Origin of the sequence: Streptomyces sp. NPDC001848, from assembly GCF_042891915.1 — a bacterium.
GTDB lineage: Bacteria > Actinomycetota > Actinomycetes > Streptomycetales > Streptomycetaceae > Streptomyces.
Map to the genome: position 1 here is coordinate 115,761 of NZ_JBIATP010000005.1, position 24,637 is coordinate 140,397.

The following is a 24,637-nucleotide window of genomic DNA, read 5'->3' on the forward strand; positions in this document are numbered from 1 at the left end:
TACGGTGGACCCGCCGGGCCGTCCGGCATCTTCGCGAGAACCCGCGTGAGCAACGAGGTGGGGGCACAGCAGCGCCATGGCACAGGGCACGGTCCAGGTGACGCACACCGGCACATCGCGGTGGCGGCGCCGCACGGGTGAGTACGCGTCGCTCGCCGCCGCCCTGGAGGCCGCGGGCGACGGGGACGTCCTCACCGTCGCGCCGGGCACCTACCGGGAGAACCTCGTCGTCCAGCGCGCGGTGACGCTGCGTGGCCCCGAGGGCTCCCCGGGCTCGGTGCGCATCGCGCCGGTGGACGGCGTGCCGCTGACCGTGCGCGCCTCGGCCGTGGTCCAGGACCTGCACGTCGAGGGGCAGGACGCGGCGGCGCCCGCGCTGCTCGTCGAGGAAGGCGCCCCCGAGCTGGTCGACGTGCGGATCACAACGCGGTCCGCGGCCGGCATCGAGGTCCGCGGCAGCGCGCGCCCCACGGTGCGGCGCTGCACGGTGGACAACCCGGCCGGTATCGGCATCGCCGTCGTGGACGGCGGCGGCGGGGTGTTCGAGGAGTGCGAGGTGGTGGCGGCGGCCCAGTCGGGCGTCGCCGTGCGCGGCGGAGCGCACCCGCGCCTCCAGCGCTGCCGGGTGCACCACACCTCGGGAGCGGGCCTCTCGGCGACCGGGGAGAACTCCTCGCTGGAGGCCGTCGGTTGCGAGGTCTACGAGGTGAGGGGCTCCGGTGTGCAGATCACCGGGCGGGCCACGGCCCACCTGACGGACTGCGATGTGCACCGCACCACGGCGGACGGCGTCACGATGGACACGGATGCGGTGCTCACCCTGGCCGACTGCCGCATCCACGACATCCCGGAGAACGCGGTCGACCTCAGGTCCCGTTCGGTGCTCACGCTGACCCGCACATCGGTGCGCCAGTTCGGCCGCAACGGCCTGTCGGTGTGGGACCCGGGCACCCGTGTGGACGCCAACCAGTGCGAGATCTTCGACAGCACCGGCGACTACCCGGCGGTGTGGGTCAGCGACGGCGCGACCGCGGTGCTCGACTCCTGCCGGGTGCACGACGTGCCGGACGCCCTGTTCGTCCTCGACCGGGGTTCCCGCGTCGACGTCGTGGACAGCGACCTCACCCAGGTGCGCAACACGGCGGTGTCGGTGAGTGACGGGGCCACCGCGCAGCTGGACGACTGCCGTATCCGGGAGGCGGCGACGGGCGCCTGGTTCCGGGACCACGGCAGCGGCGGCACGCTCTCCGGCTGCACCATCGACGGCACGCAGACGGGCGTGATCGTCACCAAGGGCGCCGACCCCACCATCGAGCGCTGCACGGTGACCTCACCGGCCGAGGCGGGCTTCTACGTCTCGGCGGAGGGCCGGGGCAGCTTCCTGAACTGCCGGGTGACGGGCAGCGGCGGCTACGGCTTCCATGTGATCGACGGCTGCCGTGCCACGCTGCGGAAGTGCCGCACGGAGCGGTGTGCGCGCGGGGGCTACGAGTTCGCGGACGGCGGCCCGGGGGCGCCCGGTGGGGGCGGCGCGGTCGTCGAGGACTGCACCAGCGACGAGAGCGCGGGACTGCGGCCGGTGGTCCAGGAGACAGCTGTGCAGACGACGAGCGCGTCACCGGGTCTGCTGGGCATTCCGAGCCAGCGCACCGCCGAGCAGGAGCCGCTCCTCACGGCTGTGCCGGAGCCGGAGAAGCCCGCCCGCACGTCACAGGACGTGCTCGGCGAACTTGACGCGCTGGTGGGCCTGGAGAGCGTCAAGCGCGAGGTGCGGGCCCTCACCGACATGATCGAGGTGGGGCGCCGTCGGCAACAGGCGGGCCTGAAGGCGGCCTCCGTGCGACGGCATCTGGTGTTCACGGGCTCCCCCGGCACGGGCAAGACGACGGTCGCCCGTCTCTACGGCGAGATCCTGGCCTCGCTCGGCGTCCTGGAGAAGGGCCACCTCGTCGAGGTCTCCCGGGTCGATCTGGTCGGCGAGCACATCGGCTCCACCGCCATCCGCACCCAGGAGGCCTTCGACCGGGCGCGCGGCGGAGTGCTGTTCATCGACGAGGCGTACGCGCTGTCGCCGGAGGACTCCGGGCGGGACTTCGGGCGTGAGGCGATCGACACGCTGGTGAAGCTGATGGAGGATCACCGCGAGGCGGTGGTGGTGATCGTGGCGGGCTACACGGCCGAGATGGAGCGCTTCCTGTCCGTCAACCCCGGTGTCGCCTCCCGCTTCTCACGGACGATCACTTTCGGCGACTACGGTCCGGAGGAACTGCTGCGGATCGTGGAGCAGCAGGCCGAGGAGCACGAGTACCGGCTCGGGCCGGGGACCGCCGAGGCGCTGCTGAAGTACTTCACGGCGATCCCGAAGGGGCCGACGTTCGGCAACGGCCGCACCGCGCGCCAGACCTTCGAGGCGATGGTGGAGCGGCACGCGGGCCGGGTCGCCCAGCTGGCGGACGCCAGCACCGACGACCTGTCCCTGCTCTACCCCGAGGACCTGCCGGAGCTGCCCTGAGCGCGCCCGCCGGGCTCCGCGCCCGGCGCTGAGGAGCCGTTCGCGGGCCGCGGCGCCGGCAGCCCGGGCCCCAGGCGCGCCAGCAGCCGCTCGCGTTCCTCGGCGAACGCCGGGTCCGCCTGGTAGTCGCCGTGTCCGAGGATCGGCGCGGGCAGCGGGTGTTCGCGGGTCCGGCCGTAGGCGAGCGGGTCCTTGAGCGGTGGGTGGTCCACCTGCGGGCCGCAGTCGCCGGGCAGCCGGATCGGGCCGCCGATCGGGTCGGTGAGGCGGTACAGATTGCGCCAGCAGTCCACCTCGCGATGCAGGGAGCTGAGCGCGGCCGGGCCGAAGTACGCCGGGAACCACCGCCCGTAGAGCCGTTCCAGGGGCGAGCCGTACGTCAGGAGGGCCACCTGCCTGCGTGCGGCCGGTTCCAGCTGCCAGGCCGCTGCCGCCGCCAACACGCTGCCCTGCGAGTGCCCGGACAGCACCAGCCGCCCTCCGGTGCTGCTTGTCCAGGTGGCCATGCGCCAGGTCAGGTCGGGCACGGCGCGCTCGGCGTAGCACGGCGGGGCGAAGGGGTGGGCGGCGCGCGGCCAGAACGTGCCGACGTCCCAGAGGATGCCGATGGTGCGGCGCGCGGAGGCGTCCTTGTAGGCGCGGCGCCCCCAGGTGACGAAGAGCAGGAAGCCGATGCCGATCAGCCAGGAGCCGAGGGCCTGGGAAGTCTCGGCAACGCCGCGGACGAACGGTGCGGTGCCGCGTGCGGCTCCTTCGGGCGTGTCGTCGGTGGCGAAGGCCCCTGCCAGGGCGACGGCACCCAGGAGCAAGGTCATGGCGGAGGTGACGGCGACGACGAGCGGTGCCTGATCGGTGAGGGTGGCCATCGCGCGGGTGCGCGCGATCCGCAGGGTGCGGGCCGTGTCCTTGGGCTCCCCGGGGTGGTCGAGGTCGACCGCGACCGCCTCGGTGCGGCACAGCAGCCGGACCCGCCGGGCCGACATGCCGACGAGGAGGAGCAGGACGAGCAGCAGCGCCGGGATCGTGGACGCCTGCCAGGTCAGCAGAGCGGGCGGGCCGGCCAAGGCGTGGCTGGTGCCGTCCAGCCAGTCGGCGACCCGCAGGGCCACGCCGCCGGACATCACGCCGCCGAGCGCGCAGGCCAGCAGCGCGACGGCGGGTCCCGCCAGTCCCCGCATCGCGGTGCGTGTGTCGGGGTGGGTGCGGTACAGGACGTGGGCGACGACAGCTAGTGCGATGACAAGGAGTCCCTGCGCCAGGGTGAGCGCTCCGAACGGCGCGTCGCCGGGCAGCCGGCCCGACGAACGCCAGCCGGGGCGGGACCAGGCGGCGTACACCATGGTCAGGGTCAGCAGGGCGAGGGCGCCCGCGGGCAGCCATCGCACCAGGGCCCCGTCGAGATCCTTGTCGAGCCGCTTCTCCGAGCGTCCCCGGCGGCACACCACCCACACCACGAGCACCGCGCCCCCGAGGAACAGCAGGTGCAGCAGCCAGCCGAGCACTTCCAGCTGGACGGAGCCGTGGCGGCGGTCGTAGCGGGCGGCGCTGCCGCCGAGCGCCGCGGTGACGGTGAGGAAGCCGGCGGCGGTGTGCGCGGCGCGCAGCCGGGCCACCAGCCGGCGCCCGTACCAGAACCCGGGGCGGCCGAGCGGGACGCGGTGGTCCTCGTCGGGTTCGGGATCACGGGCGATCGGCTGCTGGGACTCGTAGGCGCTCCAGGTGCGGTGCGACAGGTACCACAGCAGGCCGGTGAGCGCCGTGGGAATCAGCGACGCCAGGGCGAGGCGTCTGCCGGGCCCGCTCCACCAGCCGTGGCCGGAGACGGCGGGCGAGAGGAAACCGAGCCAGGTGTGGCGACCGGCGCACGCGCGCGTGCCCGCGCACTGCCAGGCCACCAGGTCCAGGGCGACCTCGCAGGCGGCGGCGACCAGCAGCACGGTCAGGGTGAGCCCGACGAGCCGGACGATCACTCCGTACAGGCGGATCGTCCGCCGTCGGCCGACGGTCGTGGGGCGCATCCAGTGGGCGAGGCCCGCGACCATGAACGGCAGCAGCAACAGCCACAGGGCACGGGCGGCGTTTCCGGAGGTGAGGTTGCACCAGACGTACGCCTCGGGCACCGGCCGGTCGCGGTGTTCGCCGAACCGCCGTTCCGCGTCCGCGTCGTCGGCGCGACGGTACACGGCGGCCGTCTCGTCGCCGGTGATCCTCACCGTGCGTGGATCACCGAGCATCTCCTCGGGTGTGGTGCCGCCGACTCCGTGGACCAGGAGTTCCAGGGCCGCCCCGGTCGGCGCGGACCGCTCGGCGAAGTCGCCGCTCTCCCCCTCGTTTTCCCGTGCACGCTCCACTGTTCCGCTCTTCCCCCGCGCTGCGTACGGTGTTCCCGGGCAGCGAGAGGATCTCCGCTGTGCCGGTGGCGCACACCTGCCGGCGCGGAATCTCCCCGATATGTGTGACGGCTGCGGGGAGCGCGGACGGATCCCAGGTGACGGGCGATGGCGCCACCAGCGGCGCGGCGTGCGAGGATGGGGCGTCCGCGGTGCTGGTGGCGGGAGAATGACCTCGTCGAGGCCGGTACGGGCGACATGTGGGACGTGATCGGACGAAAGGGGACGGAGCGGACGTGAGCGAGAATCAGAACCTCCTCGCGGAGCAGCGCCGTGCCCTGATCCTGGACGAGGTGCGACGGCGCGGCGGCGTCCGCGTGAACGAGCTGACGCGCAAACTCGGCGTCTCCGACATGACGGTCCGCCGCGACCTCGACGCGCTCGCCCGCCAGGGCGTGCTGGAGAAGGTGCACGGCGGTGCGGTGCCCGTGGTCGAGGCCAGTACGCACGAACCGGGGTTCGAGGCGAAGTCGGGCCTGGAACTGACCGCCAAGGAGGACATCGCCCGGGCCGCTGCGGAGCTGGTCACTCCGGGCACGGCGATCGCGCTGTCCGGCGGCACGACGACGTACGCGCTGGCCCAGCACCTCCTCGACGTGCCGGATCTCACCATCGTCACCAACTCGGTGCGGGTGGCCGATGTCTTCCACGCCGCGCAGCGCACCTCGGGTCAGCGGCAGGGCGCGGCCACGGTCGTGCTGACGGGGGGCGTGCGCACCCCGTCCGACTCGCTGGTGGGCCCCGTCGCCGACCGGGCGATCGCATCCCTCCACTTCGACGTGCTGTTCCTCGGGGTGCACGGGATATCGCTGGAGGCGGGTCTGTCGACGCCGAACCTGGCCGAGGCGGAGACCAACCGGCAGCTCGTGCAGTCCGCGCGACGTGTGGTGGTGGTCGCCGACCACACCAAGTGGGGCACGGTGGGCCTGAGTTCGTTCGCCGCCCTGGAGGAGGTCGACACGCTGGTGACCGACGCGGGGCTGCCGACGGACGCGCGGACGGAGATCTCGGAGCATCTGCGGCGGCTCATCGTGGCCGGAGAGCAGGAGGATGACGCAGACAGCTGACACGACGTCAGCTATGGTGAGCCGAGCCGACTTCCGTGCGCGCATGTCCCGCGAGGAGGTTTCGTCCATGGCACACCGTCTGCGCCCGGTGGGACTCGGGTTCGCGCGGACCGCTCCCGTACGGTTCGTGTTCACCGGGGAGATGGCCGCACCCCCCGGGGTGGTCTTCCGGGCCCTCGCCGACGACGTCCCCGGGTGGGGCGACTGGTTTCCGGCGGTGACGTCCATGGCACTGGTCGACGAGGGCGGGGGACGAAAGGTGCGTCTCGCCGGCGGCACCCGCTTTCGCGAGACGATCATGGCGGCCGACCCCGACGAGCTGTACGCCTACCGGGTCGATGAGGCGACCGTCCCCGGCGTTCACGCGCTGCTCGAGGAATGGCGCCTGGCGCCCATCGGCACGGGCACCCGGGTGCAGTGGACCTGGGCCGCCGACGGCAATGCGCTGGTCCGCTCACTGATGAGGCTGTCCCGTGGCGCCCTGGCACGGGTCTTCCGTCGCGCGGTGGCGGCCCTGGACCGCAGGCTGGCGAGTCAGAACTCCGAACCGGATGGCGCCGGACCGGAATCAGCCCGGCCAGACCCCCGTCCGCAGCAGTGACTCGATGACCGCCGCGTACGGTGCGATGTCCAGTCCCTGTTCGGCCAGCCACACGTCCGAGTAGTACTTGTCCAGATAGCGGTCCCCCGGGTCGCACAGCAGGGTGACCACACTCCCGGTGCGCCCGTCGGCCACCATCTCCGCGACGATCTTCAGCGCGCCCCACAGGCCCGTGCCGGTCGAGCCGCCCGCCTTGCGGCCGATCGCCCGCTCCAGGGCCCGTACGGCGGCGACGGCTGCCGCGTCCGGGACCTTCATCATCCGGTCGATGGCGCCGGGTACGAAGCTGGGCTCCATCCGGGGCCGGCCGATGCCCTCGATCCGCGAGCCGCGCTCACACGTGACCTCCGGGTCGCCGGTCGTCCACCCCTCGAAGAAGCAGGAGTTCTCCGGGTCGGCGACACAGACACGGGTGTCGTGTCCCATGTAGTGCACGTACCGCGCGATGGTCGCAGAGGTGCCGCCGGTGCCGGCCGTGGCGACGATCCACGCGGGCTCCGGAAACCGCTCCAATTCCAGCTGACGGAAGACGGATTCGGCGATGTTGTTGTTGCCGCGCCAGTCCGTCGCCCGTTCCGCGTAGGTGAACTGGTCCATGTAGTGGCCCCCGGTCTCCTCCGCCAGGGCGGCTGAGGCCTCGTACATCGTGCGGGGGTCGTCCACGAAATGGCATCGCCCGCCGTGGAACTCGATCAGGCGGCATTTCTCCGCGCTCGTCGTGCGCGGCATGACCGCGATGAAGGGCACGCCGATGAGCTTCGCGAAGTAGGCCTCCGAGACGGCCGTGGAGCCACTGGACGCCTCGATCACCGGGCGGCCCGGCCGGATCCAGCCGTTGCACAGCCCGTACAGGAACAGCGAGCGCGCGAGACGGTGCTTGAGGCTGCCGGTGGGGTGGGTCGACTCGTCCTTCAGATACAGGTCGATGCCCCAGTGTTCGGGCAGCGGGAAGCGCAGCAGATGGGTGTCGGCGGAACGGTTGGCGTCGGCCTGGACCCTGCGGACGGCCTCTTTCAGCCAGGCCCGGTACTCAGGGTCGCTGCGGTCCACGTCGAGGGTCTCGCCGGGGCGGATCAATTGGGAGGTGCTCACGGCGGGACTCCTTACCGGGGCGTGCCGATGTCCGGATCTCTCGGTCGGACGGTTGCATCATAGGCACCTTTCGGATGCCTTCTCACCTGCATAAACGCATCTTTGAGCCACTCAAAGACGCGCCTGGGGAGGAGAGGGGGAACAGGCGGAAAACCATGGGGGCGCATCCGCGCGAGTGCGCCGGGTGGCCGCCGCCACCTCGGTATGCGCACTGGTGCGACGCGCCGGGTCCGGGCAGACTGCACCGCGGGACGGGAGCCGGTGCGGTGGGCACCGCCGGTGAGCCTCCGTCCGAGCCGAGGATGCACACTGGATCACGACCGAACTCTCGATCGAGGCCGCGGGATCGCGTCGCCGGGCGGGATCCGAAGCGGGCCCAGCCGAAGGCACAAGGGGGCGGACATCATGGCGGAGCCGGAGTTCACGGCCACGGGTGTGCGGATCGGGAAGGGGCTGCGGTCGCTCACCCGGGCCGGGCAGGTCCGCATCAGCGACGGCAGGCTGCGACTGCTCACCAGTTACGGCAGCGAGATCGACAGCGCGCCGGTGCAGGCGGTGCGCGCGTCCCGGCGCTGGTTCGCGCCCGAGGACCGGGCGCTGGCCGATCTCAACGGCACCCGCTACTCACTGACCCTCGGTGATCACGACCCGGCACCGGGGCAGCCGGGGCCGCCGTCGGCGCGACGGTTCGTCGAAGCGGTCCGCAAGGCGGCAGGTCACGGCGGCTGAACGTGGCGTGAGTTGCGGCGCCGCGCGCCCTGCGTCACTCTGGTCTCACATCACTCTCGGTTTACCGGCGATTACGCTGAAGAACCAGCCGCCGGTCAGGACAGCGGGCGGCCCCCGTACGAAGCCGCTTCGCACCAGGCGGCCGGAGTACTCAGCCGCACAGCAGGCGGCATGACGACCGGCCACCCTGCTGGATCCGATCTCCGTGTCTTCTTCCGGACCTCAATTCGGGGAGTCGCAGCCGTGATCAGCCAGCCAAGCAGGCACTGCACGGTGGAGCTCCAAGCCCTGCCGTCGCGGATCGGCCAGGTCCGCAGAATCGTATCGGCGCAGTTGCGCTACTGGCACCTCGATTCCTTGATCGACCGAGCCGCGCTCGGTGTGACGGAGCTGTTGACCAACGTCCACCTGCATGCCCAACCCGACAAGACGTGCACCGTGGAGATGGAGTTGCTCCTCGACCGGCTCACCGTCTCGGTGCACGACCACGACCCGCGCCTGCCGGAGTTGCGCGTGCCCGATCCCTCCGCCACCAGCGGACGCGGTCTGGCGATGGTCGCCGCGGTGGCCGACAGCTGGGGGGTGCGTCCGGACGGCGATTCGGGGAAGGTCGTCTGGTTCACGCTTCCCGCGCCGTCGGCGGCGCCGGCCGGGCCGGTGCGCAGCCGTACGCCGTACGAAAGGGCCGTCGAGACGCCCGCTCGGGGGCTCGCGGTCGACGAGTCCACGCCCCGGCATGCTCCCGCCCGGTCCGCCGTTGCCGGTTGACCGGGCGGTGACCCCTTCTCCGTGACCGTCGGCGTCGGTACCAGCCACAACGCCGGCGGTCACGGTCGTCACGCGGTGCCGCCCTTGCCGGCGCGGCCGAACTGCTCGTCCAGGACGGACAGCCGGCGCCAGTACTCGTCCTCGTCGATCTCGCCGGACGCGAAGCGGCGGCCGAGCACCGCGATCGGCGAGTCCCCGGCGGGGCGGCCGTCCACCGGGCGCCAGGGCGCGCCGCGGCCACGCCAGGCCGTGCGGCGGAGCACGGTGACGGCGCCGGCCACGACGACCGCCCAGACCAGCGGGACGAACAGGATCCACGGGCCGGGGCCGCCGTCCCAGTGAGCCAAGGTCTGCATGGTGAGGTCATCTCCCTCGGTGGGTTCTTCGGTGATGCCTCGAGACTCGCCCCGGGAGGGGGTCCGGGTCGTCGTACGGGCGACGGCAGTGCGCGTACCTCGCCGGGAGTACGCGGCGGACGGTGCCGCTCCCTCACGGACCTCGACTTCTGTACCTACTAGTATGTACAGTGCTTGGCATGAGCACCTCGGACCGACTGATCGAGTCCACCCGCGAGCTGCTGTGGGAGCGCGGGTACGTGGGCACGAGCCCCAAGGCGATCCTGGAGCGCGCGGGCGCCGGTCAGGGCAGCATGTACCACCACTTCAAGGGCAAGCCCGACCTGGCGCTCGCCGCCATCCGCCGCACCGCCGAGGAGATGCGGGCCACCGCGCAGGGCGTACTCAACGGCCCGGGGACGCCGTACGAGAGGATCGAGGCGTATCTGCGGCGCGAGCGTGACGTACTGCGCGGCTGTCCCATCGGACGGCTGACGATGGACCCCGACGTGATCGCGAACGACGACCTGCGCGGTCCCGTCGACGAGACGATCGACTGGCTGCGCGAAGAGCTCGCCGGAGTCGTCGAAGAGGGCAAGGAACGGGGCCAGTTCGCGCAGGACCTGGACGCGGAGGAGATCGCGGCGACGATCCTCGCGGCGGTCCAGGGCGGGTACGTCCTGGCCCGTGCCTCCGGTTCGCCGGCGGCCTTCGACGCGGGCGTACGGGGCCTGCTCTCCCTTCTCCGTCCGGCCTCCTGAGGAGACACCCGATGCATGCCATGCAGTACGAGCTGACCCTGCCCGCCGACTACGACATGGACATCATCCGCGGACGCGTCCGTCGTATCGGGCATCTGCTCGACGACTGGGACGGCCTCGGCTTCAAGACCTACCTCATGCGTGAGCGCGGGGTGCACGGCTCACCGGTCAACCAGTACGCGCCGTTCTACCTCTGGAACACCGTGGAGGGCATGAACGCCTTCCTGTGGGGTGGCGCCTTCCAGGGGCTCGTCCACGACTTCGGGCGGCCGGCGGTGCAGCAGTGGACAGGGCTGGCCCACGAGGAGGGCGTCGCTGCGGGCTCTCCCGCCGTCGCGGCGGTGCGCCATCGGCAACACGTGCCCGACGGCGTGCAACTGTCCGAGGTCATGGAGGACGCCGTGCTCGAGGCCGGGCGGCTGGCCGGGGAGGACGGTGCCGTCCTCGCGGCGGCGGCCGTCGACCCGCGGCACTGGGAACTGGTGCACTTCTCGCTCTGGGATCACGACACGCCGAAGGCGCCGGGTGAGACGTTCGAGGTGCTCCACATGTCGGCACCCGGGCGCGGCGCGCTGCCGCGGGGGCGGCAGTGGTGACGTCCGTCCGTACCGTCCTCGGCGCTGTCCGGCCGGAGGACCTGGGTGTGTGCGACGCCCATGACCACCTCTTCCTCAGCAGTCCTCAGCTCCCCGGCCAGGAGCTGCGGGACGTGTCGGCCGCGCGCGAGGAACTGGCCGCGTTCCGCGCGCAGGGCGGTTCGGCCGTCGTGCAGTGGACCCCGTACGGCCTGGGCCGGCGTGCCGCCGACCTGCCGCCGCTGTCCCGTGACACAGGCGTGCACATCGTCGCCGCGACCGGTCTGCACCAGGCCGTCCACTACGACGACGGCACGCTCGGCGGCCTGCGCGGCCGACTGGCCGACGTGTTCGTCTCCGAACTCACCGAGGGCATCGGCACATCGGGGGTCAGAGCCGGGCTGATCAAGGTCGCCGGAGGCTTCCACACCGTCGACGCGCACGCCCGGTGGACGATGACCGCGGCCGCCGAGGCCCACCACGCCACGGGCGCGCCCATCGCTGTCCACCACGAACTGGGCACGGGCGTGCTCGACGTACTGGACCTGCTGTGCGGACGTCTCGGCGTGCCCCCGCACCGGGTGATCCTCGGCCATCTCAACCGCCACCCGGACTTCGTGGTGCACCGCCAGGCCGCGGAGACAGGTGCCTACCTGGCGTTCGACGGCCCGTCACGCGCGAACCACGCCACGGACTGGCGCATGCCCGACGCCCTCAGTGCCCTGGCCGACGCCGGATTCGGCGACCGGCTGCTGCTCGGCGCCGACACGACCACGGCCGCGGCGCGCTCGGTGGACGGTGGGCCCGGGATGCCGTATCTGCTGCGCCGGGTGCGGCCACGGCTGGAGGCCACGCTGGGCAAGGACCTGGTGGACGGCGTCTTCATCGACAACCCCGGCCGCGCCTTCGCCGTGGAGTGGCGCTGAGCTCGGGCCCGTGCGTGGCCCGACCCCCTCGGTCGCAGCACGGAGCCCGGCCTCCTGAGGGGGCGTCAGGTCAGTGCCGTCAGTGGATCGTCCAGGACCGGCTGCCATGCCAGCTCCGCGGCCCCGACCAGGCTGCTGTGGTCGAGTGTGCAGGCGAGGATGGGGACCTGGCCGCTGCGGCCCCACAGGCTGCGGTCGGCGACCACGGCGCGCAGCCGCTCGGGGTCGGCGTCGAGCAGGGTGCGGTGCAGCCCGCCGAGGATGATGCGGTCCGGGTTGAGGATGTTGACCAGGCCGGCGAGGCCGAGACCGAGCCGGTCGATCAGCAGCTCCACGGCGCCGCGGACGGCCGGGTCGGTGGCGTACGCGGTCTGGATGAGGTCGTGGGCCTGCTGAAGCTGTGACACCTCGGGGCCGGCCTCGCGCCCCGCGGCCGCCAGGAAGGCCGCCGGGTCCGTCTCCACGTCGAGGCAGCCACGGCTGCCGCAGTGGCAGGGGCGGCCCTCCGGGTTCACGGTCAGATGGCCGACTTCCAGGGCCAGGCCCGAACTGCCCGTGTGCAGCCGTCCGTCGAGGACCAGCGCGCCGCCCACGCCCCGGTGCCCGGTGGCCACGCACAGCAGGTCCCTGGAGCCGCGGCCGGCGCCGTGTCGGTGCTCGGCGAGCGCGGCCAGGTTGATGTCGTTGGCGGCGAACGCGGGCCCGGAGATGCCTGCGGCGCGCACTCGCTCGGCGAAGATCTCCCGTACCGGCGCTCCGGCGGGCCAGGCGAGGTGCAGCGGGTTGAGTGCCAGGCCCTCGGGTTCGGCGACCGCGGACGGCACGGCGAGGCCGGCGCCCACGCAGCGTCGCCCCGTGTCGCGCAGCAGTTCGACGCCCGCCTCGACGACCGAGCCGAGCACCTTCGCCGGGTCGGCGTCGACGGTCTCGCAGCCGGGCGCGGTCGCGACGATCCGGCCGCCGAGGCCGACGAGCGCGGCCCGGAAGCCGTCGGCGTGCACCTGGGCGGCGAGTGCGACGGGCCCGTCCTCGGCGATCTCCAGCCGGTGCGAGGGCCGGCCCTGTGCTCCGGCAGCGGCGCCCGGGTGCGCGTCGACCCGGATCAGGCCCAGCGCTTCCAGTTCGGCGGCCACCGCTCCGGCGGTCGCCCGGGTGACGCCCAGTTCGGCGGTGAGCACGGCACGCGTCGGCGCACGGCCGGTGTGCACCAGCTCCAGTGCGGGACCGAGCGCGCCGCGCCCCCGGTCCAGCCGCGTCCGTGTGTTCCCTTCCCCTGCCGCCCGGGGGCCCGCCTTGCCGCTCATGAGGGCGAGTCTCCCATGATCCGCTCCGGGTCCCGCCCGAAGCCGCCGACCCTGAGGGTGATGTTCAGCCGGCCCGTCAGCCCGAGCGCGGGCGGTGCCGTCCCGGGACGGACTTTCGGCACCCCGTGGTGGGCGAGCCGGGCCGGGCCGCCGAAGACGAACAGGTCTCCGCTGCACAGCTCCACGTCCGTGTAGGGACGCGCCCGGGTCTCGGTGTTGCCGAAGCGGAAGACGCAGGAGTCGCCGAGGCTGAGCGACACCACGGGTGCGTCGGACTTCTCGTCGCTGTCGCGGTGCATCCCCATACGGGCGTCCGCGTCATAGAAGTTGATCAGGGCGATGTCGTACGGCTCCAACGGCACCGCCCCGGGGCCGAGGGCGGCCTCGACGGCCTCGCGGCCCAGGGCGGCGAGCCAATCCGGGAGCAGCTTCACGGGGGCGCCGTCGCCGTCGACGACCGTGCGGGCGTATCCATAGGGGTACCAGTGCCGGCCGAGGCAGACCTGCCGCGCGGTCATCGTGCCCCCGCCGGGCGTGCGCACGGTCCGCAGTCCGGCCGGCGGGCGAGCCCACTCCCGGCAGGCGTCCAGGAGCCGGCGCTGACGGTCCGCGTCCAGCCAGTCGGGCACATGGACCGCGCCGATGGCGACCTGCGTGCGGCTCCGCGGGAACAGCTCGGCGTCCATGGCCCCATCATCACGTATCGGAATCACGTATGGGGATCGCGTATCGGGATCGCGTATCCGGCCGACCGGGGACAGGCCCCATCTGCGGCTCCGTTAGCCTGGACGCACGATGAACGACCGTCTGACCACGCCGTGGCGCGAGTACGCGCTGGTCCGTTTCCCGGAGGACCCCCGCGACCGGCTGCGCGCCTGGGACGCCTCCGACGCGTATCTCCTGCGGCACCTCGCGGCGGGCGGCACCCCGCTCGGCGGTGCGGTCGTGGTCGTCGGCGACCGGTGGGGGGCGCTCACCACGGCGCTCGCGGCGCACCGCCCGACGCTGATCACCGACTCGTTCCTGGCGCACGAGGCGACTCGCGCGAACCTCGCCCGCAACGGCGTCGACGCGGGCACCGTCCGGCTGCTCACCACCCGGGACGACCCGCCGTCCCGCATCGACGTGCTCCTGGTCCGCGTCCCCAAGAGCCTCGCGCTGCTGGAGGACCAGCTGCACCGGCTGGCGCCCGCCGTGCACGAGGACACGGTGGTGATCGGCACCGGCATGGTCAAGGAGATCCACACCTCGACGCTGCAGCTGTTCGAGCGCGTCCTCGGGCCGACCCGCACCTCGCTCGCCGAGCAGAAGGCCCGGCTGATCTTCTGCACCCCCGACCCGCACCTCGACCGGGGCACCAACCCGTGGCCGTACCGCTACCGACTCCCGGAGGGCATCGGCCCGTCGTCCGGCCGGACCGTCACCAACCACGCGGGCGTCTTCTGCGCCGACCGTCTCGACATCGGCACCCGTTTCTTCCTCCAGCACCTTCCGCGCGGCCGGGGCGCCGAACGGATCGTGGACCTCGGCTGCGGCAACGGCATCGTGGGGCTGGCCGCAGCGCTGGCGAACCCGGAGGCCGAGGTGCTGTTCACCGACGAGTCGTACCAGGCGGTGGCCTCGGCGGAGGCGACCTACCGGGACAACGCCCGGGGGCGGGCCGAGTTCCGGGTCGGTGACGGTCTGTCCGGGGTGCCCGCTGCGAGCGTCGACCTGGTCCTCAACAACCCGCCGTTCCACTCCCACCAGGCGACGACGGACGCCACCGCCTGGCGCATGTTCACCGGCGCCCGGCGCGCCCTGCGGCCGGGCGGCGAGCTGTGGGTGATCGGAAACCGGCATCTGGGCTACCACGTGAAGCTGCGCCGCCTGTTCGGCAACAGCGAACTCGTCGCGAGCGACCCCAAGTTCGTCGTGCTGAAGGCGGTCAAGAAGTAGCCGCACCCGCGGCCTTCCCGGCGGACGGCGCGGGGAAGGGCATCAGGGAGGCGCGGGCGCGGACGGGTGCGTGCCGCCGTCCCGCAGCACAGTCGCGAGACGGGTCACGGTCCGGGCCATCGCCTCCCGTCCCACGCCGAGGTAGCCGCGTGAGTCCACCGCCTCGGGCCGCCCGGCCAGGAACTCCCGGATCGCGTCGGTCATCGCGACGTTCAGGGCGGTACCGATATTGACCTTCGTGATGCCACCCGCGACGGCGGCCGTCAGTTCGTGGTCCGGCAACCCGGACGAGCCGTGCAGCACGAGCGGTACGTCGACGGCGGCACTGAGCCGTTTCAGCAGGCCGTGGTCGAGTGCGGCCGTACGTGTGGTCATCGCGTGGGTGCTCCCGACGGCGACGGCCAGCGCGTCGACGTGGGTGTCCACCACGAAGGCGGCGGCCTCGGCCGGGTCGGTCCGGGCCCCGGGCGAGTGCGGGTCGGGCGGCGGCTCGCCGTTCTTGCCGCCCACCTGCCCCAACTCCGCCTCGATCCACAGGCCTTGGGCATGCGCCCAGTGGGCGGCGGCGCGCGTTGCGGCGAGGTTCTCCTGGAACGGCAGCCGGGCCGCGTCGTACATGACGGAGCCGAACCCGGCGCCGGGTGCCTGACGGAGCAGGTCGTCGCTGCGGACGTGGTCGAGATGGAGGGCGACGGGCACGGCGGCACGCTCGGCGGCCGCGGCGGCGGCCCGGGCGAGCGGTAGGAGCCGTCCGTAGCGGTACTTGACGGCGTTCTCGCTGATCTGGAGCACGACGGGGGTGCCCGCGGCCTCGACGCCCGCGATCACGGCCTCGATGTGTTCCAGGGTGATGACGTTGAACGCGGCGACGGCACCGCCCGCCGCGGCGGCAGCGTTGATCAGCTCAGCGGTGGGGGCGAGGGGCACGGCTCCTCCTCACCTTGCGGGGGAGTCGGGTGCGAGGATCACCGAGCGGGTCAGATGGCGCGGCCGGTCGGGGTCGAGTCCCCGGGCGGCGGCGAGTGCGACGGCGAGCCGCTGGGCGCGGACGAGTTCGGCGAGCGGGTCGAGGTCACCGGCCACCCACAGCCCGCCCGTCTCCCGGACCTGTGCCGCGAGTCGGCCGGGTGCCTCGCCGAGCATCCAGGTGGCGGTGGTGTGGGTGGTGATGCTGATGGGGCCGTGCCGGTACTCCATCGCGGGGTACGCCTCCGTCCACGCCTGCGCGGCCTCGCGGAGCTTCAGCGCGGCCTCGTGCGCGAGCCCGACGGTCCAGCCGCGCCCCAGGAAGGTGAACTGCGTGCGCTCGACGAGCCCTCCGGGCAGCTCGGACCCGAGGGCGGTGCGGGCGTCGGCGACCACGGCGTCCGAGTGGAGGCCGAGATGGGCGCGGAGCAGGGTGAGGGCGGTGGTGGCGAACCGGGTCTGGACCACGGACCGTTCGTCGGCGAAGTCGAGTTCGACCAGGTCGTCGGAGCACTCCGCCACGGGAGTGCCCGCATCGGCGGTGATCGCGGTGGTCCGCACCCGACCGCGGAGCCGGCCGAGGAGGTCGAGGACTTCGGTGGTGGTGCCGGACCGGGTGAGGGCGACGACCCGGTCGTAGGCCCGGCCGTGGGGGAACTCGGAGGCGGCGAAGGCGTCCGTCTCGCCCTGCCCGGACCGCTCGCGCAGCGCGGCGGCGGACTGCGCCATGAAGAACGAGGTCCCGCACCCCACGATCGCCGCCCGCTCCCCCGCGGCCGGCAGCGCGTCCTTGTACCCCTGCGCGCTTTCGGCGGCGCGCGTCCAGCACTCGGGCTGGCTGGTCAGCTCCTGCTCGACGTACGTCATGCCGCACCCTCCCGGCGATGCTTGTTCTTGCAAGATAGAGCTGGATTTCGAGCACAATCAAGCATTCGGACCGAGGTGCGGTGCGCTAGGGTCACCCGCAGGGTCAAGGAGAGGGAGAGTGGCGGATGTCCCGCGACGCCCGCTGGAAGGCGCTGCTGGAACTGCTCGTGGAGCGGGGCCGGCTGGAGGTCGAGGAGGCGGCAGCCGAGCTCGGGGTGTCGGCCGCGACGATCCGCCGCGACTTCGACCGGCTCGCGGAGCAGCAGATGCTGGTGCGCACCCGGGGCGGCGCGGTGGTGCACGGGGTCTCCTACGAACTGCCGCTGCGTTACAAGACCGCCCGCCGCGCTTCCGAGAAGCAGCGCATCGCGCAGGCCGTGGCCGGTCTGGTCGCGCCCGGCGAGGCCGTGGGTCTCACCGGCGGCACCACCACGACCGAGGTGGCGCGGGCGCTCGCGGTGCGCGGCGACCTCGCATCGGGCTCCCCCGCGCTCACGGTCGTCACGAACGCGCTGAACATCGCCAACGAGCTGGCCGTGCGGCCCCAGTTCAAGATCGTGGTGACGGGCGGGGTCGCGCGTCCGCAGTCGTACGAGCTGGTCGGGCCGCTCGCGGACGGTGTGCTCGGCCAGATCACCCTGGACGTGGCCGTGCTCGGTGTGGTGGCCCTGGACGTCGCGCACGGCGCGGCCGCGCACGACGAGGCGGAGGCCGCGGTCAACCGTCTGCTGTGCGAGCGCGCGGCGCGCGTGGTCGTGGCGGCGGACTCCAGCAAGCTGGGGCAGCGCGCATTCGCGCGGATCTGCCCGGTGGAGGCGGTGGACGTCCTGGTCACGGACACGGCTGCCGAGATGGAGGCGGTGCGGCGGTTCGAGGAGGCGGGCGTGCGGGTGATCACGGTCTGACGACCGGCGCCCGGGGCGGATCCGCTCCCCGTGCCACCCCTTCCCCTTGGGCCTAGTCTGGGACCTGCGGTGCGCGTACCGGGTGGTCAGGGAGGCTGCGATGGCCGAGACGCCGAGCGAACAGTACGGGCCCGGGCGCTTCCGGCACCTGCCGATCGCCGATCATGGACTGATCGGGGACATGCGCACCGTCGCGCTGGTGGGGAGCGACGGCACCATCGACTGGTACTGCTGCCCCGCATTCGACTGCCCGAGCGTCTTCGGCGCGATCCTGGACGCCGAGCGGGGCGGGTCCTTCGAACTGGCCGCGACCGTGCCGGGCCGCACGAAGCAGTTCTACTTCCCCGACACCAACGTCCTGATCACCCGGTTCTTCACCGAGGACGGTGTCGGCGAGGTGCAGGACTTCATGCCCGTCGGCGCGGCGTCGGTCGAGACCGAGCGCCACCGGCTGATCCGGAGGGTCCTGTGCGTGCGGGGCTCCATTCCCTTCCGGGTACGGGTGGCTCCACGGTTCGACTACGGCAGGCAGTCGCACACGCTCCGGCTGCTCGGTGACGTGGCGGTCTTCGAGTCCGCCGACCAGTCACTGGCCCTGACCGCCACCGTCCCCCTGGAGGGCGACGACCGGGACGTGTATGCGGACTTCAAGCTCGCCGAGGGCGAGTCGACGGTGTTCGCGCTGGACCAGGTGGGTGAGCATCTGGCGCCGCGCATGTGCGCACGCGTAGAGGCCGAGAGACAGTTCGCCTCCACGGTGGAGTACTGGCGGCGCTGGCTGCACCAGTCCCGCTACCGCGGTCGCTGGCGGGAGATGGTGCACCGCTCCGCCCTCACCCTGAAGCTGCTCACCTACGCCCCGACCGGCGCGATCCTGGCCGCGCCGACGACCAGCCTGCCCGAGCGGCTCGGCGGCGAACGCAACTGGGACTACCGGTACGTGTGGGTGCGCGACGCGGCCTTCTGTGTCTACGCCCTGCTGCGGCTGGGGTTCGCCGACGAGGCCGAGGCGTTCATGAAGTTCGTGACCCGGCACATCACACCCGGCGACGGCGGACCGTCCGGCCCGCTGCAGATCATGTACGGCATCGACGGCCGCACCGACCTGCCGGAGTACGAACTCGACCACCTCCAGGGCCACCAGGGCTCCGCGCCGGTCCGGGTCGGCAACGCGGCCGCCGACCAGCTCCAGCTCGACATCTACGGCGCTCTGATCGACTCCATCTACCTCTACGACAAGTGGGCACAGCCCATCTCCAGCGACCAGTGGGACGAGGTCTGCGCGCTGGTGGACTGGGTCTGCGCCCACTGGGACCAGCCGGACGAGGGCATCTGGGAGACCCGGGGCGGCCGCAAGAAGTTCCTGTACTCGCGGCTGATGTGCTGGGTGGCGATCGAACGGGCCATCCGGATGGCCCGCCGCCGCGGCCTGCCCGCCGACCTGGTGCGCTGGCTGCAGGTCCGCGACACGATCTACCGGCGGATCATGCGGAGCGGCTGGTCCGCCAAGCGCCAGGCGTTCGTCCAGCACGAGGACAGCGACGTGCTCGACGCGTCCGTGCTGATGATGCCGCTCGCCAAGTTCATCGCGCCCACCGACCCCAAGTGGCTGTCCACGCTGGACGCCCTCACCCAGGACCTGGTCTCCGACTCCCTGGTCTACCGCTACGACCCGCACGCCAGTCCGGACGGCGTACGAGGCGACGAGGGCACGTTCTCCATCTGCTCCTTCTGGTACGTCGAGGCACTGGTCCGCGCCGGACGGCTGGACGAGGCGCGGCTGGCGTTCGAGAAGATGCTCACCTACGCCAACCATCTGGGCCTGTACGCCGAGGAGATCAGCCACACCGGCGAGCAACAGGGCAACTTCCCGCAGGCGTTCACGCACTTCGCTCTGATCAGCGCCGCGTTCAACCTCGACCGGGCGCTGGGCTAGGAGGACATGTGCCTGAGGCGGAGCAGGACGGCGGACGGGGCGGTGGGGAGGGTCACGGTGAGGTCGGCGCCGACCGGGTCCCAGGCGGTGGTGGCCCGGCTGGTGCCCGGGGAGAGGACCTCGACGGACGGGGTGCTGCCGCGCAGATGCGGCAGGGACAGGGACGCGGCGGGGCCGGCGCCGGGGCGGCGCCGGGCAGAAGTGTGGGGAAGAGGAAGCTCGCCGGTTCAGAGGGGAAGCGTGCAGACCACCGACGGCAGGGAGGCTGCCGGGGCAGGCTGTTCGAGGGTGCCGTCCTCCCGGACGCGCAGCGCGGCAAGGGTGCCGCCGTGCTGGTTGGCGACGAGGAGATGGCCGGCCGCCAGGGTGAGGCCGCGGGGCCAGCCGCCGCCGCTGGGGACCTCGCCGATCGGTGTCAGGCCGGTGTCGGTGACCCGGAACGCGGCCACGGTGTCCGCTCCGCGGTTGGTCACCCACACATGGCGTCCGCACGGCGAGGCGACGATTCCGCCGGGATAGTTGTCGACGTCCCGGGCCGTGGTCGCGGGCACGGCGGAGCCCGCCGTCAGGATGCCCGTCCCGGGGTCGTAGCGGTGGCAGGTGGCGGTGGAGGACAGTTCGTCGGCGCTGAACACCAGCTCGCCGCCGGGGTGGAACGCGAGGTGGCGGGGGCCGGAGCCCGCGCGCAGCCGGCTCACCGCGGTCTGGGTGAGCGTTCCGGTACGGGTGTCCAGCCGGTACGCGAACACCGCGTCCGCCCCCAGGTCGGTGGCCAGCACGAAGCTGCCCGCCGGGTCCAGGAGGACCTGGTGGGCGTGGCTGCCCTCCTGCCGTCCGGTGACCGGGCCCGAGCCCTCGTGCACGACGACGTCCGTCGGCTCGCTCACCCGCCCGTCCTCGTCGAGCCGGTGCACGGCCACGGTGCCGGGAGCCGTGTCACTGCCGTAGTCGGCGGTCAGCAGCCAACGGCCGTCGGGGTGGACGGTCAGATGGCACGGGTTCGTCCCGCCGCTGGGGACCGGAGGGCCCAAGGGGACCAGGGCGCCGTCGGACTGTCGGGTGACCGCGGTGACGGTACCCGGATCGGTCTCGTTGGTGCTGTAGACGACGTCGAGGGACGGGTGCGCCGCCAGGAAGGAGGCGCCGCTGACGGGCAGCGGTGTCAGCCCGCTCTCGGGGGTCAGCTCGCCGCTCACCGGATCGAAGCGCACGGTGACGAGCCCGGCGCCGTCTCCCCCGGTGTCGGGAGTGTAGGAGCCGGTGAGGACGAGGAGGGGATCTGCCGAGGTGTGCGTGGGCATGAGGCTTCCCGGGACTTTCCTTGAAGGGGGCTGTGGAGGGGCTGTTCAGCGGACGTTGTCGTCGTGGTGGTCGAGCAGGGCCAGTTCGGAGCGGCGGGGCAGGCCCTCCCAGTCGCCTGCGGTGCTGACCGCGAAGGCGCCGAGCAGGGCCGCCGTCCTCAGCCGTTTCTCGGGCGGTTCGCCCGCGAGCAGTTCGGCCAGGTAACCGGCGGCGAAGGCGTCCCCCGCGCCCACGGAGTCGTGCACGCGCACGGGTTTCGCGGGCTGTCGGTGGAGCTGCCCGTCGAGGAGCGCGAACACTCCCTCGGCGCCCAGCTTGATCACGGCGTCGGACGGGCCGAGGTCGCTGGTCCCTTGGGCGAGTTCCTGCGGGTCGTCGGTGCCGGGTACCGCGAGCCGGGCCTCGTGCGGTCCGGCGAAGACCGGGTCGCAGCGGCTCAGCAGCGGCAGCAGCGCACTCCTGGCCTCCTCCTCGCTCCACAGCAGGGAACGGAAGTCGATGTCGAGTGAGACCGTCACCCCCCGCGTCGGCGGCGATGTCCACGGCCCGGGTGACGGCCTTCGAGGGACCATCACCCAGTGCCGGGGTGATCCCCGTGATGTGCAGGACCGCCGCGCCGGCGACGACGTCTTCGGGGATGTCCTGCGGCGACAGCCCGGTACCGGCGGTGTGGGTGCGGTAGTAGCGCGTGCGGTGGTGGCCGGCGGTGCGTCGTTCCTTCAGCATGAGCAAGGTGGGGGCGGGGTCGCGTACGGCGAGGGCGGTGACCCCTTCCGCGCGCAGTTCGCGCAGGATGAGGTCGCCGAGCGCGTCCTCGCTCACGCGGCCGATCCAGATGGCGGATCCGCCGAGCCGGCTGACCCCGACCGCGACGTTCGACTCCGCGCCCGCGATCCCGAGGCGCAGTTCGGCGCCCAGGGAGAGGGGACCCGGTTGCGACGCGGACAGGGCCGCGAGGCTCTCTCCGACCGTCACCAGGTACGGCGTACACGGCGGGCTGGTCATCGGCCGACCTCCTCGGCCACGGCGAGCATCCCGACCGTCACCAGGGACGGCGTACGCCAAGGGCTGGTCATCGGCCGACCTCCTCGACCACGGCGAGCATCCCGACCGTCACCAGGGACGGCGTACGCCAGGGGCTGGTCATCGGCCGACCTCCTCGACCGCGGCGAGCGTCCCGACCGTCACCAGGTACGGCGTACGCCAGGGGCTGGTCATCGGCCGACCTCCTCGGCCGCGGCGAGCATCCCGACCGTCACCAGGTACGGCGTACGCCAGGGGCTGGTCATCGGCCGACCTCCTCGGCCACGGCGAGCATCCCGACCGTCACCAGGGACGGCGTACACGAGAGGCTGGTCATCGGCCGACCTCCTCGGCCGCGGCGAGCGTCCCGACGGCCTCGAGGACCGTGCGCGCCCGCTCGGTGAGCGCCTCCAGAGCCGTGACGCTCGGGTCCCGCTCCGCTCCGCGCAGCAGCGGCGAGCCGATGCCCACGGCGCAGGCACCCGCGTCGATGTAGTCGCGCGCCTGGGCGATGTCGACGCCGCCGACGGCCACCAGCGGGATCTCCGGCAGGGGCGCGCGGAGCTGGCGCAGATGGGCGGGGCCGCCCGTGCAGGCCGGGAAGAGCTTGACCGCGGCGGCGCCGGCCTGCCACGCGGCAGCCACCTCGGTCGGCGTCCAGGCACCCGGGTAGCACGGGATGCCGCTGGTCGCGGCCCTGCGGATCAAGTCGGCGTCCACGACCGGGGAGACGAGGAACTCGGCCCCGGCCGCCAGCGCGTCACGGGTCTGGCCGGCGGTCCTCACGGTGCCGGCGCCGACCGCGACCGCGGCTCCGAGATCGTCCCGTATGTGGGCCAGGGCATCGAGGGCACCGAAGCTGGTGAGGGTGACCTCGAGGCAGGTGACGCCGCCGTCCGCGATCGCCCGGGCGACGGCGGGCAGCCCGGAGGCGTCGGCCGACCGCAGAATGGCCATGACGCGGGTGCCGGCGAGCTGCCGGGTGACGGGGGGCCGCTCCATCAGCCCACCGCCCTGGGCGACTTGCCAATTCCCTGCAGGTCGGTCATGCGAAGTTCCTTTGGCAGAAGGTTCGGAGTCGTGCCCGCTTGCCCGACCGGCCGGGCCACGCCCAGACACTTTGTTGGGCTTCGCCCAGATACATCGCCTGTTTCCGGCCGAGGAAACCGGTTGACCTCAACTTCCGCGGAAGTCAAGTTCCGACGCCGGAGCGTGGCAAGACCTCCCAACTCACGCGAGAGAGGCGCGTTGGCGCATCAGACCGTCCGGGCCAGGCTGGTGGACGTCGCACGGGCTGCCGCGGTGTCCAAGGCCACGGTGTCCAAGGTGCTCAACGGCCGCCAGGACCTGTCCGTCCGGCCGGAGACCCGGCGGCGCGTCCACGAGGCCGCCGAAGCGCTCGGTTACCGTCCCCACTCCGGGGCGCGGGCACTGGCGGATGCGAGCACCCACGCCCTCGCGCTGCTGGTCCCCGCCCTCGCCAACCCCACGTACGTCACCATCGCCCGCGGCGCCTACCAGCGCGCCCGAGAGCTCGGCTATCTCTCCTTGCCGGCCGAGGACTTCGACGGGCAGGAGGCGGACGAGTCCTTCAACGACCTGGTCCAGGAGGGCCGGGTGGACGGACTGCTGATCGCCTCCGCCCGTCCCGGTCACCCCCTGCTCGAGGCACTCCGCCGCAGCCCGGTCCCGCACGTCTTCCTCAACCGGTCGGTCGAGGGGTCCGGCCGGAACGTCACCATGGACGTGGCCCGCTCCAGCGTCACCGCCCTCGACCACCTCCACGCCCTCGGCCACCGCGCGGTCGGCCATATCGCCGGTCCACCCGGTATCACCCCCAGTGACACCCGTGAGCAGGCGTTCCTGCGGCGCGCGGACGAACTGGGCCTCGACGCCGCTCCGGTGGCGTCCGGGGACTTCACGGAGGACGGCGGCGTGTCCGCGGCGCTGGAGCTGCTTCGTCCCGCCACCGAGGGCGGGCGCCCGCCGATCACCGCCCTCTACACCAGCTCCCTCGCCCAGGCCATCGGCGCGATGGGGGCGATCCGGAGCCTGGGCCTGCGGATACCGGAGGACATCTCGGTGGTCGGCAACGACGACCTGCCCGTCGCCGGTCACCTCCATCCGCCGCTGACCACCGTGGCGATGCCCCTGTACGAGCTGGGAACCGCCGCCGTCGAGGCCCTCGTGGCCGCCGTCCGGGGCGCACCGCCGGGTGACGTCGTCGTACCGACGCAGCCGCACCTGGTGCTGCGCGGCTCCACCGCACGCCCCGGGGACGCGGCGTGACCGCCGCCGCCCTGGCCCGCTTCGGGGGCCGCACAGCCCTGCTCACCGCGGCCGCTTCCGGCATCGGCGAGGCCACCGCCCACCGCCTGGCCCTGGAGGGGGCGTCCGTCGTCGTCACCGATGTCGATGCGGAGGCCGCCCACCGGGTGGCCGAGGACATCCGGGCGTCCATCCGCTCGCCGTCGCCCGGCCCGACCTGCACCGGGGCCGGCCTGATGCGGCTTGAGGGCGTCGGAGCGGGAGCCGATGACGGCCGCGCTGAGGGTGAGCCGCTCAGCACGTCATGACGGGCGCGGCGGTGTTCGGGGCCACCCGCGCGACCGGGCGCCCCGAACTTCCGCCGCTCCGGCG

General features: G+C 72.8%; 23 protein-coding genes and 1 pseudogene. 13 read left to right on the forward strand and 11 right to left on the reverse strand.

The window, feature by feature from the left end; all coding sequences use genetic code 11:
* The first annotated feature begins 76 nt into the window (after positions 1–76).
* Positions 77–2,512: a right-handed parallel beta-helix repeat-containing protein gene (locus ACFYZJ_RS11810; RefSeq protein WP_388565857.1), complete on the forward strand. Its 2,436-nt coding sequence runs from the start codon at positions 77–79 to the stop codon at positions 2,510–2,512.
* Here the strand turns inward: ACFYZJ_RS11810 and ACFYZJ_RS11815 are convergent.
* Positions 2,482–4,863, reverse strand: a complete 2,382-nt coding sequence (locus ACFYZJ_RS11815; RefSeq protein WP_388565859.1) for a hypothetical protein — start codon at positions 4,861–4,863, stop codon at positions 2,482–2,484. The genes ACFYZJ_RS11810 and ACFYZJ_RS11815 overlap by 31 nt on opposite strands.
* Positions 4,864–5,138: 275 nt before the next feature.
* Between ACFYZJ_RS11815 and ACFYZJ_RS11820 the strand changes: the two genes are divergently transcribed.
* A complete protein-coding gene (locus ACFYZJ_RS11820; protein ID WP_388565861.1) occupies positions 5,139–5,969 on the forward strand; it encodes a DeoR/GlpR family DNA-binding transcription regulator in 831 nt (276 codons plus the stop codon).
* A gap of 67 nt (positions 5,970–6,036) precedes the next feature.
* On the forward strand, positions 6,037–6,570 hold the full coding sequence (locus ACFYZJ_RS11825; protein ID WP_388565864.1) for an SRPBCC family protein: 534 nt from the start codon (positions 6,037–6,039) through the stop codon (positions 6,568–6,570).
* Here ACFYZJ_RS11825 and ACFYZJ_RS11830 read toward each other — a convergent pair.
* A complete protein-coding gene (locus tag ACFYZJ_RS11830) occupies positions 6,538–7,662 on the reverse strand; it encodes a PLP-dependent cysteine synthase family protein (RefSeq protein WP_388565867.1) in 1,125 nt (374 codons plus the stop codon). The genes ACFYZJ_RS11825 and ACFYZJ_RS11830 overlap by 33 nt on opposite strands.
* Positions 7,663–8,067: 405 nt before the next feature.
* On the opposite strand from ACFYZJ_RS11830, the gene ACFYZJ_RS11835 reads away from it, so the two are divergent.
* Entirely contained in the window at positions 8,068–8,391 is a 324-nt protein-coding gene (locus tag ACFYZJ_RS11835) for a hypothetical protein (RefSeq protein WP_388565869.1), read from the forward strand.
* 243 nt (positions 8,392–8,634) lie between these two features.
* Positions 8,635–9,159, forward strand: a complete 525-nt coding sequence (locus ACFYZJ_RS11840; protein ID WP_388565872.1) for an ATP-binding protein — start codon at positions 8,635–8,637, stop codon at positions 9,157–9,159.
* Between the two features lie 68 nt (positions 9,160–9,227).
* Here ACFYZJ_RS11840 and ACFYZJ_RS11845 read toward each other — a convergent pair whose 3' ends face one another.
* Positions 9,228–9,515: an SHOCT domain-containing protein gene (locus tag ACFYZJ_RS11845; RefSeq protein WP_388565874.1), complete on the reverse strand. Its 288-nt coding sequence runs from the start codon at positions 9,513–9,515 to the stop codon at positions 9,228–9,230.
* Positions 9,516–9,694: 179 nt separating this feature from the next.
* Between ACFYZJ_RS11845 and ACFYZJ_RS11850 the strand changes: the two genes are divergently transcribed.
* From ACFYZJ_RS11850 to ACFYZJ_RS11860, 3 genes are read left to right on the forward strand one after another with little or no spacing between them, the layout of a single operon-like run.
* Positions 9,695–10,255, forward strand: a complete 561-nt coding sequence (locus ACFYZJ_RS11850) for a TetR/AcrR family transcriptional regulator (protein ID WP_388565877.1) — start codon at positions 9,695–9,697, stop codon at positions 10,253–10,255.
* Between the two features lie 11 nt (positions 10,256–10,266).
* Positions 10,267–10,851, forward strand: coding sequence for a DUF4865 family protein (locus tag ACFYZJ_RS11855; RefSeq protein ID WP_388565879.1), 585 nt, complete (start codon positions 10,267–10,269; stop codon positions 10,849–10,851).
* A complete protein-coding gene (locus ACFYZJ_RS11860) occupies positions 10,848–11,756 on the forward strand; it encodes a phosphotriesterase (protein ID WP_388565882.1) in 909 nt (302 codons plus the stop codon). The genes ACFYZJ_RS11855 and ACFYZJ_RS11860 overlap by 4 nt, the downstream gene beginning before the upstream one ends.
* Positions 11,757–11,821: 65 nt before the next feature.
* On the opposite strand, the gene ACFYZJ_RS11865 is transcribed toward ACFYZJ_RS11860, so the two are convergent.
* The gene (locus tag ACFYZJ_RS11865) at positions 11,822–13,060 is read right to left on the reverse strand and encodes an ROK family protein (protein ID WP_388565885.1); all 1,239 of its coding nucleotides are present in this window, start codon (positions 13,058–13,060) and stop codon (positions 11,822–11,824) included.
* Positions 13,057–13,746: an alpha-ketoglutarate-dependent dioxygenase AlkB family protein gene (locus tag ACFYZJ_RS11870; RefSeq protein WP_388565888.1), complete on the reverse strand. Its 690-nt coding sequence runs from the start codon at positions 13,744–13,746 to the stop codon at positions 13,057–13,059. Before ACFYZJ_RS11870 ends, ACFYZJ_RS11865 begins: the two co-directional genes overlap by 4 nt.
* A 109-nt stretch (positions 13,747–13,855) precedes the next feature.
* Between ACFYZJ_RS11870 and ACFYZJ_RS11875 the strand changes: the two genes are divergently transcribed.
* On the forward strand, positions 13,856–14,998 hold the full coding sequence (locus ACFYZJ_RS11875) for a methyltransferase (RefSeq protein ID WP_388565891.1): 1,143 nt from the start codon (positions 13,856–13,858) through the stop codon (positions 14,996–14,998).
* Between the two features lie 42 nt (positions 14,999–15,040).
* Here ACFYZJ_RS11875 and ACFYZJ_RS11880 read toward each other — a convergent pair whose 3' ends face one another.
* Together ACFYZJ_RS11880 and ACFYZJ_RS11885 are read right to left on the reverse strand one after the other, a co-directional pair.
* Entirely contained in the window at positions 15,041–15,925 is an 885-nt protein-coding gene (locus tag ACFYZJ_RS11880; RefSeq protein ID WP_388565892.1) for a ketose-bisphosphate aldolase, read from the reverse strand.
* A 9-nt stretch (positions 15,926–15,934) separates the two neighbouring features.
* Positions 15,935–16,831 carry an SIS domain-containing protein gene (locus tag ACFYZJ_RS11885; RefSeq protein ID WP_388565895.1) on the reverse strand — a complete coding sequence of 299 codons (897 nt, stop codon included), beginning with the start codon at positions 16,829–16,831 and terminating at the stop codon, positions 15,935–15,937.
* A 125-nt stretch (positions 16,832–16,956) separates the two neighbouring features.
* Here ACFYZJ_RS11885 and ACFYZJ_RS11890 point away from each other — a divergent pair, with 125 nt between their 5' ends.
* Both ACFYZJ_RS11890 and ACFYZJ_RS11895 read left to right on the forward strand, forming a co-directional pair.
* Positions 16,957–17,736, forward strand: coding sequence for a DeoR/GlpR family DNA-binding transcription regulator (locus ACFYZJ_RS11890; RefSeq protein ID WP_388565897.1), 780 nt, complete (start codon positions 16,957–16,959; stop codon positions 17,734–17,736).
* Positions 17,737–17,836: 100 nt separating this feature from the next.
* A complete protein-coding gene (locus ACFYZJ_RS11895) occupies positions 17,837–19,672 on the forward strand; it encodes a glycoside hydrolase family 15 protein (RefSeq protein WP_388565900.1) in 1,836 nt (611 codons plus the stop codon).
* A gap of 227 nt (positions 19,673–19,899) precedes the next feature.
* Here the strand turns inward: ACFYZJ_RS11895 and ACFYZJ_RS11900 are convergent, their stop codons facing one another.
* From ACFYZJ_RS11900 to ACFYZJ_RS11915, 4 genes and pseudogenes are all read right to left on the reverse strand, one after another.
* Positions 19,900–20,973: a lactonase family protein gene (locus ACFYZJ_RS11900; protein ID WP_388565902.1), complete on the reverse strand. Its 1,074-nt coding sequence runs from the start codon at positions 20,971–20,973 to the stop codon at positions 19,900–19,902.
* Positions 20,974–21,018: 45 nt separating this feature from the next.
* Positions 21,019–21,492 carry a carbohydrate kinase family protein gene (locus tag ACFYZJ_RS11905; protein ID WP_388565905.1) on the reverse strand — a complete coding sequence of 158 codons (474 nt, stop codon included), beginning with the start codon at positions 21,490–21,492 and terminating at the stop codon, positions 21,019–21,021.
* A gap of 58 nt (positions 21,493–21,550) precedes the next feature.
* Positions 21,551–21,979, reverse strand: a pseudogene (locus tag ACFYZJ_RS11910) (PfkB family carbohydrate kinase); the annotation flags it as partial.
* A gap of 351 nt (positions 21,980–22,330) precedes the next feature.
* Positions 22,331–22,999, reverse strand: a complete 669-nt coding sequence (locus tag ACFYZJ_RS11915; RefSeq protein ID WP_388565908.1) for a bifunctional 4-hydroxy-2-oxoglutarate aldolase/2-dehydro-3-deoxy-phosphogluconate aldolase — start codon at positions 22,997–22,999, stop codon at positions 22,331–22,333.
* A gap of 246 nt (positions 23,000–23,245) precedes the next feature.
* On the opposite strand from ACFYZJ_RS11915, the gene ACFYZJ_RS11920 reads away from it, so the two are divergent.
* The gene (locus ACFYZJ_RS11920; protein ID WP_388565910.1) at positions 23,246–24,286 is read left to right on the forward strand and encodes a LacI family DNA-binding transcriptional regulator; all 1,041 of its coding nucleotides are present in this window, start codon (positions 23,246–23,248) and stop codon (positions 24,284–24,286) included.
* Positions 24,283–24,573: an SDR family NAD(P)-dependent oxidoreductase gene (locus tag ACFYZJ_RS11925; RefSeq protein WP_388565912.1), complete on the forward strand. Its 291-nt coding sequence runs from the start codon at positions 24,283–24,285 to the stop codon at positions 24,571–24,573. Before ACFYZJ_RS11920 ends, ACFYZJ_RS11925 begins: the two co-directional genes overlap by 4 nt.
* The last annotated feature ends 64 nt before the right edge of the window (positions 24,574–24,637 follow it).